Origin of the sequence: Streptomyces sp. NPDC058796, assembly GCF_042745235.1 — a bacterium.
Classification (GTDB): domain Bacteria; phylum Actinomycetota; class Actinomycetes; order Streptomycetales; family Streptomycetaceae; genus Streptomyces.
On the sequence record NZ_JBHYOP010000001.1, the window covers coordinates 777,267 to 789,831 of the forward strand.

At 75.1% G+C, this 12,565-nt stretch carries 8 protein-coding genes; 4 read left to right on the forward strand and 4 right to left on the reverse strand.

Going from position 1 to position 12,565, the window contains the following annotated elements; translation table 11 throughout:
• Positions 1-72 precede the first annotated feature (72 nt).
• From ACFW47_RS03455 to ACFW47_RS03465, 3 genes are all read left to right on the forward strand, one after another.
• Entirely contained in the window at positions 73-3,465 is a 3,393-nt protein-coding gene (locus ACFW47_RS03455; protein ID WP_386304595.1) for an FtsX-like permease family protein, read from the forward strand.
• Positions 3,462-6,221, forward strand: a complete 2,760-nt coding sequence (locus ACFW47_RS03460; RefSeq protein WP_386304597.1) for an FtsX-like permease family protein — start codon at positions 3,462-3,464, stop codon at positions 6,219-6,221. Before ACFW47_RS03455 ends, ACFW47_RS03460 begins: the two co-directional genes overlap by 4 nt.
• A gap of 112 nt (positions 6,222-6,333) precedes the next feature.
• Positions 6,334-7,293: an ABC transporter ATP-binding protein gene (locus ACFW47_RS03465; protein ID WP_386285756.1), complete on the forward strand. Its 960-nt coding sequence runs from the start codon at positions 6,334-6,336 to the stop codon at positions 7,291-7,293.
• 29 nt (positions 7,294-7,322) lie between these two features.
• Here the strand turns inward: ACFW47_RS03465 and ACFW47_RS03470 are convergent, their stop codons facing one another.
• From ACFW47_RS03470 to ettA, 3 genes are read right to left on the reverse strand one after another with little or no spacing between them, the layout of a single operon-like run.
• Positions 7,323-8,003 (reverse strand): hypothetical protein, encoded by a 681-nt coding sequence (locus tag ACFW47_RS03470; RefSeq protein WP_386285758.1) that lies wholly within the window; start codon positions 8,001-8,003, stop codon positions 7,323-7,325.
• On the reverse strand, positions 8,000-8,410 hold the full coding sequence (locus ACFW47_RS03475) for an acyl-CoA thioesterase (protein ID WP_386285760.1): 411 nt from the start codon (positions 8,408-8,410) through the stop codon (positions 8,000-8,002). Before ACFW47_RS03475 ends, ACFW47_RS03470 begins: the two co-directional genes overlap by 4 nt.
• 6 nt (positions 8,411-8,416) lie before the next feature.
• Positions 8,417-10,081 (reverse strand): energy-dependent translational throttle protein EttA, encoded by a 1,665-nt coding sequence (gene ettA, locus ACFW47_RS03480; protein ID WP_386285762.1) that lies wholly within the window; start codon positions 10,079-10,081, stop codon positions 8,417-8,419.
• Positions 10,082-10,298: 217 nt separating this feature from the next.
• Between ettA and ACFW47_RS03485 the strand changes: the two genes are divergently transcribed.
• Positions 10,299-11,069: a hypothetical protein gene (locus tag ACFW47_RS03485; RefSeq protein WP_386285764.1), complete on the forward strand. Its 771-nt coding sequence runs from the start codon at positions 10,299-10,301 to the stop codon at positions 11,067-11,069.
• A 34-nt stretch (positions 11,070-11,103) separates the two neighbouring features.
• On the opposite strand, the gene ACFW47_RS03490 is transcribed toward ACFW47_RS03485, so the two are convergent.
• Positions 11,104-12,522 (reverse strand): Cys-Gln thioester bond-forming surface protein, encoded by a 1,419-nt coding sequence (locus tag ACFW47_RS03490; RefSeq protein ID WP_386304600.1) that lies wholly within the window; start codon positions 12,520-12,522, stop codon positions 11,104-11,106.
• Between the last annotated feature and the right edge of the window lie 43 nt (positions 12,523-12,565).

The window sequence follows — 12,565 nt, forward strand, 5'->3', positions numbered from 1 at the left end:
ACGGTTACCAGCGGCCCTTCCCCTCTGCCATCCTCGCCCGGAGGTCTGGACAACGGGTGTCGGGGGAGCCGGGTGGCGGGGTTCGGGGGACTGGCGGGGTTCGTGGTGCTGCGCGCGCGGGCGCACCGCCTGCTGCTGGCGGCGGCCCTGCTCACCGTCCTGCTGACGACGACGGTGCTGGCCACCCTCACCGCGTTCTCCGGCGCCGTCGGGGACGCTGCCCTGCGGCACGCCCTGGCCGGCCCGCGCAACGCCGCCGACGCCGCGCTGGTCGTGAAGGCGGACGTACCGGCCGCACAGCGCTCCGACGCCGACGCCACGGTGCGGGAGGGGGCCGCGAGGACCTTCGACGGCCTGCCGTACACGGTACGGACCCTGGTCCGCTCCGGCCCGTACGCGCTGCCGTCCTCCTCCGCGCCGCGGAGCGAGTCGTCCGGCAGCCCCGATCTGACGTACTTCGCCGCGCTCGACCCCACGCAGGTCCGGATCGTCGAGGGCCGGATGCCCGGCGAGGCGGCGGGCGAGGCCGTGGAGACGGCGCTGCCGGTGACCGCGGCCGAGCAGCTGGGCGTGCGGCCCGGCGACCGGCTCACGCTCACCGACCGCCTCGGCGGCCCCGCGGTCCGGGTGGTCGTCACCGGCCTGTACCGCCCGGTCGACGACGCGGCACCGTACTGGCGGCTGGACGACCTGGACGGGCGCGGCGTCGGGCAGGGCGGTTTCACGACGTACGGGCCGCTGTTCGCCCCGGCCGGCGTACTGAGCGGCGGCAGGGTCAGCGCGGGCTCGTCGGGGTGGCTGGCGTCGGCGGACTACTCGTCGCTGACGGTGGGCCGGACGGACGCCCTGCGCGAGGCGGCGCACGAGGGAACGGCGTGGCTGCGGGGCAGGCCGGTGCTCAGCGGCACGACCGAGGCGGGGACCGGGCTGGCCGGGATTCTGGACCGGCTCGACCGCTCGCTGGTGGTCGCCCGGTCCACCGTCCTGGTCGTCGCGCTCCAGCTCGCCCTGCTCGCGGGCGGCGCGCTGCTGCTGGTGGCCCGGCTGCTGAGCGTCGAACGCGCGGGTGAGCTGCGGCTGCTGCGGGCGCGCGGCGCCTCCCGGGCCCGGCTGGTGGGCGTCTGCGCCCTGGAGGCGCTGCTGCTGGCCGGGCCCGCGCTGGTCTGCGCGCCGCTGCTCGCCGGACCGCTGATCCGGCTGCTGGCCGGGCAGGGGCCGCTGGCCCGGATCGGGCTGCGGTGGGAGCCCGCGGCCGACGGCAGCGGCGCGGTGTGGCTGGTGGCCGCCCTCGCGGCGCTCGGCTGCACCCTCGCCGTGACGCTGCCGGCCCTGACCTCCGCGACGGGCGTCGGCGGCCGGGCGCGGACGCTGCCCGCCCCGCTGCGCGCGGGCGCGGACGTGGCACTGCTGGTGCTGGCCGGCGTCGCCTACTGGCAACTGGACCGGCAGACGTCCGGCACGGACGCAGACGCGGGCACGGGCACGGCTTCCGGAACCGGGACCGGTGGAGCCACCGGCCCCGTCGGGGACCCCGGCACGCTGGGCGTCGATCCGCTGCTCGTCGTGACGCCCGCGCTGGCCCTGCTGGCCGGGACGGTCCTCGCGCTGCGGCTGCTGCCGCTGGTGGCGCGGCCGGCCGAGCGGCGGGCGGCGAGCGGGCGCGGGCTGGCTGGGGCGCTGGCGGGCTGGCAGCTGAGCCGCCGGCCGATGCGCGGGGCGGGCCCGGTACTGCTGCTGGTGCTCGCCGTGGCGCTCGGTACGACGGCGATCGGGCAGAGCGCCTCCTGGTCCCGCTCCCAGGACGACCAGGCCGACTTCCGTACCGGCGCGCCGGTACGGGTGACCGCCCCCGCCGAGTCGGTCCCCGGCCGCACCGACCGGTACGCGGCCGTGCCCGGCGTGGCGGAGGTGGCCCCGGCGGCCCGCACCACGGTGTCGCTGTCCGGCGACCGGACGGCCACCGTGCTGGCGCTGGACACCTCGCGCGCGGCGGACACGGTGCTGCTGCGCTCCGACCTGGCCGACGAGCCGCCGCCGGAACTGCTGTCGGGCCTGGCACCCGGGCAGGTGTCCGCCGGCGCGCCGGTCCCCGCGGGGACGGCGACGCTGTCACTGGCCGCGACCCTGTCCGGCCGGGCCGTCGGCACACCGCCCGGCGGCCCCGGCGACACCGGCGCCGCGGTGCCGGGCTCCGGCCGGTCCCCCGCCGGCATGGCGGCCGACGTCACGGTGACCGTCGAGGACCGCTGGGGAACCCCGTACGGGCTGCGGGCCGGCCGGCTGGCCGCCGACGGCCGGGAACACGTCCTCACCATGGAGGTGTCGGCCGGCCCGCTGACCCTGACCGGGGTGGAGCTGGTCATGACCCGGCCGGCCGGTGACGGGGAGCGGCACCGGCTGACCGTGCGCGAGGTGACCGCCACGTCCGCCGACGGCACCGCTCGGCAGGTCCGGCTGCCCGGCGACTGGACGGGGCTGTCGGAGGTCACCGGGCCGTCGCTCGGACCGGCCGACGGAGCCGCCTCGGCCCCGCCGCGGGTGCTGCGGACGGAACCGTTCACGGTCGAGTACGCCACGGGCCACTCCGAGAACGCCCCGGCCCGGCCCTCCTCGGTCCTGACCCTCCGGCTGAGGGTGAGCGGACCGCCGCCGCCCGACGTGACCGCCGTCGCCACCGACCGTTTCCTGGAGTCGGCGGGCGCCCGCGTCGGACAGCGCGTCAACGTGAACCTCGGCGGCGAACGCGTCCGGGTGCGGATCGTGCGCTCGGTGCGGGAACTGCCGACCACCGCTCCGGAGGAGACCGACCCGGCGCGGTTCGGCGGGGCCCTGCTGGTCGACCTGCGCACGGTGAACCAGGAGCTCCAAAGCGGCCACGGCACCGCGCTGCCGCCCACCGAGTGGTGGCTGCGGACCACGCCGGAGGAGGCGGACGGGGCCGTCGCGGCGCTGCGCGCCCTCCCGGACACGGCGCCGTCCCAGGTCATGGTGCGCGACGAGGTCGCCGAGCGGCTGCGCGACGACCCGTTCGGCGCGGGTCCCGGCGCCGCGTTCGCGGCGGCGGCCGGGGTCGCGGCGGCGCTGGCCGCGGTCGGGTTCGCGGTGAGCGCCGCGGGGTCGCTGCGCGAGCGGGGCACGGAGTTCGCCGTGCTGCGGGCTCTGGGCGCCTCGCGCCTGAGGCTGGCCCGCGCGGTCGCCGTCGAGCAGGGCGTGCTGGTCGGCCTGGCGCTGCTGACGGGCGCCGCCCTGGGGGCGGTCCTGACCCGGGCGGTGATCCCGCTGACCGTGCTGACCCAGCAGGCCACCCGGCCCGTACCCGGCGTGCACGTCACGCTTCCGTACGACCGGGTCGCCGTGCTGCTGGCCGCGACGGCCCTGGTCCCGCTGCTGGTGACGGCGGCACTGGCACTGCGCCGGGCGGATCCGACGGTGACGCTCAAGGACCGCGGAGGTGACGGAAGGTGAATCCGCCGAACCCGGTCAGCCGGGTGAGCCGGGTGAGCCGGGTGCCCGCCCCCTGGATACGCACGCGGCTGCGGGCCGCCCCCGGTGCCGCGGGCGCGCTGGCGCTGCTGGTGGCGCTGACGGCGTGCCTCGCCGCCGCGTTCCCGCGGGCGCTCGACCGGTACGAGGACGCCGGCCTGAGCCGGGCCGTCGAGCAGGTCCACCCCGGGCAGAGCAGCGTCCAGGTCAGTGCCGATCCGGGCCTGGGTCTGGAAACGGCGGACCAGGAGGACGCGCTGCGTCCCAAGAGCGTCGCCGGCTCCTACAAGTCCATCGTGGACACCGTCGAGAGCCCGCTGGCCGTCGACGGCTCCCGGTCGGCGTACGGGGTGCGCAGCACGTCCGAGCTGATCGCGGCGGAAGAGTGGCTGCCCCGGCCGGACGGGCTGCCCGCGCGGATGGTCCTCGCCACCCCGAACGACCTCGCCGGCCATGCCCGCCTGCGCTCCGGGCGGCTGCCCAGGGTGACCGGCGGCCCGGTGACCGCGTCGACCCGCCGGGTGGAGGCGGCGGTGACCGAGGAGACGGCCCGCACGCTGCGCATCGAGGCGGGTTCGGTCATCCACGTACGCGGCCCCGGCGCCGAACTCGCCGTCCACGTCACCGGGGTCGTCGCGCCACGCGATCCCGACGGCGTCCACTGGTCCGTCTGGTCCGTCCTGCGGACCCCGTCCCTGGTGAGCGCGCCCGGCGGCGACCCGAACGCCCCGAGGTTCTGGCGCGGCGGCCTGCTGCTCCCGCCCGAGGCGGCGCCCGCGCTGCTGGGCACGGACGGCAGCCCCATGCGCTACTGGCACCTGGCGCCCGACACGGACGCGCTGCACGGCCGGGACCTGGACCGGCTCAGCGCCTCCGTGGCCTCGCTGGAGTCCGGGCCGGGCACGGAGCAGCTGCGCTCGATGCTCAGCCCGTTCGCCGAGGCCGAGACCGGCCTCGACGCCGTGTTCACCACGTACGACCGGCTCCGCGGGGACATCGCTCCACTGGTCGCCGTCGCCGCGTCGGGTGCCGGCACGGTCGCCGCCGTCGTGCTGCTGATGACGGGCGGGCTGGCCGCCGGGCGCCGCCGCGCCGAACTAGCGCTGCTCCGGTCCCGCGGCGCGTCACTGAAGGGCTTGACGGGCCGGCTGCTGGCGGAGACGGCGGTCGTGGCGCTGCCCGCGGGCGTACTCGGTCTCGCCGTGGCCGTCCTCGTCCTGCCCGGCGCCCGGCTGCTGCCCGCGCTCTGGGCCGCGGGGGCGGTCACCGCGGTGGCCTGCCTCGCGCTGCCGCTGCGGGCCGCCGCCGCGCACCGTGCCGTACGGGTGCACGGCGGCCGTCAGGACCTGGCGACCGCGCGCCCGTCCCGGCGCCGTACGGTCGCCGAGCTGACGGCCGTGGCGCTGGCGCTGGGCGCGGTCGAGCTGCTGCGCCGGCGCGGTGCGACGGGCGGCTCCGGGGACCTGGTGTCCCTGGCGCCGGTGCTGGTGGGGGCGATCGCCGCGCTGGTGCTGGTCCGCCTCCATCCGCCGGCGCTGCGCCGCCTGGCCCGCCCGGCCGGACGGCTGCGCGGCGCGGTGGGGCATCTGGCGCTGGCGCGGGCGGGCCGTACGTCCGTCTCCGCCGTGCTGCCGCTCCTCGCGCTGCTGACGGCGTTCACCACCGCCGCGTTCGGCGGCTCGGTCCTGGCCGGTGTCTCGGACGCCCGGGACCGGGCCGCAGTGCTCGCCGTCGGCGCCGACGCCCGCGTGGAGGCGATGGCCGGACCGCTGCCGTCCGGCCTGCCCGGCCGTCTCGCGGACGCGCCCGGCGTGCGGGGCCTCACCGAGGTGAGCGTCGCCTACCAGGCCAAGACCTCGGACGGCCGCCAGTCGCTGCCGGTCGCGGGCGTGGCCCCGGACGCGTACGCGGCGCTGGCGGCGCGGACGGGCCTCGGTGCGTTCGCGCCGGGCGAGCTGAGGCGACGGGGCGGCTCCGAGGACCCGCTGCCGGCGCTGGCCTCGCCGATGGTCGCCGAACGGTTCGGCACCGCGCCCTTCCCGGTCCGGATGGAGGACGGCACGTTCGTCACCCTCCGGATCACCGTCGTCCGCGACCGCACACCGGCCGTCTTCCGCGACGACTTCCTGGTCGTTGACCGGGCCGGGCTCTCCGCGCGGGCGGCCCGGCCGTCCGTACTGCTGCTGACCGGCGACGGCCTGGACGGGGACGCCCTGCGGCGGGCGGCGGGCGACGGGGCGTCCGTGCACCTGCGGTCCGAGGAGCGGGCCCGGTACGTCGACTCGCCCCTGCAGTCCGGCGCGGAGCACGTCTACACGGCCGCCGTCGGGGCGGGCGCCGGCTACGCCGCCCTGGCCCTGCTGCTGTCCCTGGCCCGCGCGGCCCCCGAACGCGCCGCCCTCCTCGCCCGCCTGCGCACCATGGGCCTCACCCCGGCCCAGGGCCGCCGCCTGCTGGTCCTGGAGTCCCTGCCCCAGGCCGTACCGGCCGTCGCGGGCGGCGTCCTGACCGGCTGGGCGGCGATCCGGCTGCTCTCCCCCGGCATCGACCTGACCGCGATCGCCCTGGCGGCCTCGTCGCCCTCGACGGTCCCGGCCCAGCTGCGCACGGACCCGTGGTCGCTGGCCGTTCCGGCGGTCGCGGTGCTGGTGCTGACGGTGGGTGTGGCGGCCGGGCAGGCGTGGTGGTCGGGCCGGCGCGGCGCGGTCGCGGAACTGCGGGCGGGGGACGCGCGGTGACGGCCTCGGCGCCGGCGGGCGAAGCGGTCCGCACGGGGTGCCGCCCGCGGAAGACGGCACGTGCCGGGAGACGACGGAGCGACGCGACGCGCAGGAGACGACGGAGGCACCGATGACGACCACCAACCCCACCCTCGCCGAACTGGCCGACCGCGCCACCGCGTCCCGTCACCGTCCCGCATACGGCCACGACGCCCTGATCACCTGCGACCGCGTCGTGCGCGTCTTCAGCGCGGACGGCGTGGAGGTGCAGGCCCTCCAGGGCCTCGACCTGCTGGTCCGGGAGGGCGAACTGATGGCGCTGGTGGGCGCCTCGGGCAGCGGCAAGTCGACACTGATGAACATCCTGGCCGGTCTGGACACCCCCACCGCCGGCGCCGCCCGGGTCGCGGGGCGGGACCTGCTCGCGATGACGGCGAAGGACCGGCTGGCCTACCGCCGTACGGTGGTCGGCTTCGTCTGGCAGCAGACGTCGGGCAATCTGATGCCCTACCTGACGGCCGCGCAGAACGTGGCCCTGCCGATGCAGCTGGCCGGCACCGGCGGCCGGCGCGCGGCCCGCGCCGAACGGGCGCTGGAGCTCCTGGACCTGATGGGGATCGCCGACTGCCGCGACCGCCGCCCGCACCAGATGTCCGGCGGGCAGCAGCAGCGGGTCGCCATCGCCGTGGCCCTCGCCAACGACCCCGCGGTGCTGCTCGCCGACGAGCCCACGGGCGAGCTGGACTCCCACACCGCGGAACAGGTCTTCGCCGCCTTCCGCACCGCGAACGAGCGTCTGGGCACCACCGTCGTCATCGTCACCCACGACCAGGCGGTGGCCGACGAGGTCAGCCGCACGGTCGCCATCCGCGACGGCCGCACCTCCACGGAGGTCCTGCGCCGCAGCGAGGTGGACGCCGCGACCGGCGACGAGAGGGTGGTGGCCCGGGAGTACGCCATGCTCGACCGCGCGGGCCGGCTCCAACTGCCCGCCGAGTACACGCGCGCCCTGGACATGCGCGACCGCGTGGCCCTGGAACTGGAATCCGACCACATCGCCGTACGCCCGGACGACAGCGAGGGCGGCTGACCCGCCGGGCGGGCACGGGCCCGCCGGATTCAGCGCACGCTGATGCCCAGCGCCCCGGTGCCGGCCCGCCGCAGGGCGACGGACCCGTAGGGCGTGCGCAGCCGCAGCCACGCGCCCGAGGAGAACAGCCCGGGCGCGTCGCCCCCGGAGGCGGTCGCCCGCAGGAATCCCAGTGACTGGGCCGCGTGCACGGCCCGCACCGGCAGCCCGGTGTCCCCGACCGTCCGGGACCATATCTCCCGCCCGATCCGGTCCAGTTCGGCCCGCGTACGCGCCTCGGGCGCCAGCTCCGCCGTGCGGGAGCGGAACTCCGCCACCGCCGCGGCGACGAGCGCGCGCAGGGCGTCCGGCGCGGGCAGCCCCGGCTCGGGCCGCCAGCCGCCGCGCGGGGGCAGTACCCCGGCCCAGGGCGGCCCGGTCACCGCGCCCGGTACGGCTGCGGTTGCCGCCTGCTCGTCCACCGTCTCCAGCAGCTCACCGGCGGACACGGTCACGTCCAGCGTGGCGTCGAGCCCGTTCTCGTACGGCTTGGCGAGCCGCACCGCGCGCACGGCGAGCACCTCGAAGGAGGGGGGCCGCCCGAAGACGGCGAGGGCCGTGCCGGCCCCCTGCAGGCGCACCGCGGCGGAACGGTCGTAGTGGAGCAGCCGGGAGAGGAAGGCCGCGAGGTCCGCGGCCTCCCCCTCGTCGGTGAGGTGGAGGACCGTCATGCGACGACGGCCTCCTCCTTGGTGTCCGTGTACTCCTGGAGGAACTCCCGTTCCTCGGCGGTGATCCGCCGGGGCCGCTGCGCCTCGAAGTCGAACGGCACGATCACCGTGGAGGCGCGGACGTAGACCACGTCCCCGTCCTTCACCTCGTAGGTGAGCGTGAAGGAAGCCGCCCTTATCTCCGTGACCCACAGCTCGATGTCGACCGGGTGGTGCCGGTGGACGAGCTGCCGCTTGTAGTCGATCTCGTGGCGCGCCACCACCGACCCCTGCTTGAAGTCCTTCTCGGGGCGGAACAGGAAGTCGATACGGGCCTCCTCCAGGTAGCGGAGGAAGACCACGTTGTTGACGTGGCCGTACGCGTCCATGTCCGCCCAGCGCAGCGGGCAGCGGTAGATGTGCCGCAAGATCGATCAGCCCCGGGTCAGCTTCTTGTAGGTGGCCCGGTGCGGACGCGCCGCGTCCGGCCCGAGCCGCTCGATCTTGTTCTTCTCGTACGACTCGAAGTTGCCCTCGAACCAGAACCACTTGGACTCGCCCTCGTAGGCGAGGATGTGGGTGGCCACCCGGTCCAGGAACCAGCGGTCGTGGGAGACGACCACGGCGCACCCGGGGAACTCGAGAAGCGCGTTCTCCAGGCTGGAGAGGGTCTCGACGTCGAGGTCGTTGGTCGGCTCGTCGAGGAGCAGCAGGTTGCCGCCCTGCTTGAGGGTGAGCGCGAGGTTGAGGCGGTTGCGCTCACCGCCGGAGAGCACCCCGGCGGGCTTCTGCTGGTCCGGACCCTTGAACCCGAAGGCGGAGACGTAGGCCCGCGAGGGCATCTCCACCTGCCCCACGTTGATGTAGTCCAGCTCGTCGCTCACGACGGCCCACAGGGTCTTCTTCGGGTCGATGTTCTCGCGGCTCTGGTCGACGTAGGAGATCTTGACCGTGTCGCCGACCTTGATGGAGCCGGAGTCCGGCTCCTCGAAGCCCTGGATCATCTTGAAGAGCGTGGTCTTGCCGGCGCCGTTCGGGCCGATGACGCCGACGATGCCGTTGCGCGGCAGCGTGAAGGAGAGGTCGTCGATGAGGACCTTCTCCCCGAAGGCCTTGGTGAGGTTGTTGACCTCGACGACGACGTTGCCGAGCCGCGGGCCCGGCGGGATCTGGATCTCCTCGAAGTCCAGCTTCCGCATCTTGTCGGCCTCGGCGGCCATCTCCTCGTACCGCGCCAGTCGCGCCTTGGACTTGGCCTGACGACCCTTGGCGTTGGACCGCACCCAGTCCAGCTCGTCCTTCAGACGCTTCTGCCGCTTGGCGTCCTTCTGGCCCTCGACCTTGAGGCGGGTGGCCTTGGTCTCCAGGTACTTGGAGTAGTTGCCCTCGTAGCCGTGCAGGCGGCCGCGGTCGACCTCGCAGATCCAGCCGGCCACGTTGTCCAGGAAGTACCGGTCGTGGGTCACGGCCACGACGGTGCCCTCGTACTTGGCGAGGTGCTGCTCCAGCCAGTTCACCGACTCGGCGTCGAGGTGGTTGGTGGGCTCGTCGAGGAGCAGCAGGTCGGGCGCCTCCAGCAGCAGCTTGCACAGCGCCACACGCCGCTTCTCACCGCCGGAGAGGTTCACCACCGGCCAGTCGCCGGGCGGGCAGCCCAGCGCGTCCATGGCCTGCTCGAGCTGGGCGTCGAGGTCCCAGGCGTTGGCGTGGTCCAGCTCCTCCTGGAGCTTGCCCATCTCCTCCAGCAGCGCGTCCGAGTAGTCGGTCGCCATCTGCTCGGCGATCTCGTTGAACCGGTCGAGCTTGCCCTTGACCTCGGCGACACCCTCCTGGACGTTCTCCAGGACGGTCTTCTCCTCGTTCAGCGGGGGCTCCTGCAGCAGGATGCCGACCGTGTAGCCCGGCGACAGGAACGCGTCACCGTTCGACGGCTGCTCCAGCCCCGCCATGATCTTCAGAACGGTCGACTTGCCCGCACCGTTCGGACCGACAACACCGATCTTGGCGCCAGGAAGGAAATTCAGGGTGACGTCATCGAGGATCACCTTGTCGCCGTGCGCCTTGCGCGCCTTGCGCATGGTGTAAATGAACTCAGCCAAGAGAAACCGTCCGGCAGCTTGATCAGGCAGTGGGCAGATACACCCCATCTTGCCGCACCGCCACCCCTGGGAGGAAACGCGTTCCGTCCGGGGGCTCTGACCTGGGGTTTCCCCGGACGCCGGCGGAGCCTCGCCCGTGACCGCCGGTCGCCGCCCGGGTAAAGTGGCGATCTTCGGTCGGCGGAGCCGGCCGGAGTCCTCGAAGGCCGGGCACCTCATGCACCTCACCGACCACCGTCCCGCGGACCGGCGCCTCGCCGCCGCCCTGGACGGGCTCGCCGTCACCTTCCGCGGCATGACCGCGCGCCCGGACGAGCACAACTGCGACTGCCACTGGGGCAGCGCGGAGGAACTCGCGCTGCTGAAGACACCGGACGTGGAGCTGGAGCCGGACCTCCTGCGCCGGACCTGGCAGGCGACCGACTGGACCGATCACGCGGCCGTGCTGCGCCGCGTCCTGCCCCAGTTCGCCAGGGTCCTGGTCGCCGGTCTCGCGGATCCCCTGTTCGGGCTGGAAGCGGCCGGGTACTCCCTGGCCCGCGGTCGCTGGCAGCAATGGCCCGACGATCACGCCGGTGCGGTGCGCGAGTTCCTGCGCGCCTGGTGGGTGCAGAGCCTCACCGATCCGGACGCGGCCGTACCGGCGCACCAGGTCTTCGCGCTGTGTGCCGAGGCGTCCGGGACGGTCGGCCCCTGGCTCGCCGAGTGGGAGCGGCAGACCGGGCCCCTCAGCGACCGGCGCCTCGCCGAAGCGGTGGCGGAGTGGGAGTACGAGCTCCTGGGGGACAGCCTGCCGTGGTGCGTCGACTGGTACGAGAACGACGAGGAACGACTCCGTACCGACCTGGTCGCCTGGCTCCTCGGCCACGGCGCGGCGCGGCTGCGCGAGTCGGGCGCTCCGGCGGACCTGCGGCACCGCATACGGCTGCTGTCGCTCACCGACGAGGAGCGCTGGTCGGACCCGCACTGGCCCGGTCACCGCTACTGAGGCCGCCGGGCGCGTGCGCCGACGGGCGGGTGGGTCAGCTCTCCCCGCCCTCGCCGCGCCTGCGGACGAACAGCAGGACCGCGCCGCCGATCACGACGAGGCCGATGGCCGTGCCGCCTATCAGGGGGGTCACGCCGGAGCTGCCGGTGTCGGCGAGGTTGGTGTCGGGGGCGGGGGTGACGGCCGGGGTGGAGGGGGCCGGTTCGGTGAGGGTGTGGGTGGTGTCGTCGAGGGCGGCGGTCCGGGTGCGGCAGTCGAGGACGCCGGAGAAGCGCTGCTCGAAGCCGGCCGGGCCGCGGACGGTGAAGTCGTAGGGCCGGTCCTCCGGCAGCGGGACCGTCACCGTGCGGGACTCGCCGGCCGCGATGGTGTACTCGGTGTCCAGCAGCTCGAAGGTGAAGTCCTCGTCGCCCTTGTTGGAGGCGGTGATGTCCAGGGCGCCCTCGGCGCAGTTCTTCCTCGCGGACAGGGCGGGTATCGCGCCCTCGTCGGACCAGGTGGCGGTCGCCGTCGCCGTGACCGTCGACTCGCTGGAGCCGGCCAGGATCTGGGTCTGGCTGCGGCTCTCGGAGGCGAAGGCCCGGCCGACCGGCACGGTGGTCGAGGCCTGGACGGTCAGTCCGGCGGTGCCGGGGTCCGCTTCCTCCGGCACGTCGAAGAAGATCTGCGTGCCGTTGGTGACGGAGGTGACGGGGGCGCCGTCCTTGCCGACGATCCGCACACCGCCCGCGGTGGCGTCGACCGGCGGGGTCACCGTCGCGCCGTCGGCGTTGGTGCGGACCGTCACCGGGCCGAGCCGCTCACCGGGGCGGCCCGAGACCGCGGGCGGGTCGAGGGAGAGGGAAGCGGCCGGCTCCTCGAGGTCGCGGGCGTTCTTCTCCAGGTAGTCGGCGAGCCGTTCGGCCTCGGGGTCGGTGGCCTCGACGTCCGTGTCGTCCGAGTAGCGCCAGATGGCGACCTGCGTACCGGCCGCCGCGTCCTGCTCCGTGAGGCCGCCGCGGACGCCCGCCTTCTTCGCGAGTGCGGCCAGGTCGTTGACCTGGGGGTAGGAGTTCTGGAGGATCCAGCGGATGCGCCCGGCGTCGTCGTTGGTGCCCAGTGAGGTACCGCTCCAGGGCGTCTCGCGGTACTTGGCGTCCTTCTGCGTGGGGTTCTGGACGTCGACGCAGTACGTCTGCAGCATGCCGCCGCCGTCGACGGACATCTCGAACAGGCCCGCCGGCACCTCCTGGTCACCGGTGGCCCCGTGGATGACCGCGGTGCCGTGCGTCTTGAGGCCGCCTATGGTGGCCGTCGCCCCGCCCTGCCCCTGCGCCGCCCCGTCCTGTGCCGCGGCTGCCGGGCCCGCGCTGGTGACCACGCCCGCGGCGGCGACCGCGGACACCAGTGCCCCGGCGGCGAGTCGTGCCGCTCCTCGGCCTGGCAGGGACAGCGCAGTGAACGAAGAAAACACCAAATTCCCCTTCGAGCAGGACCCGTTGACGTGGGGGGCACGG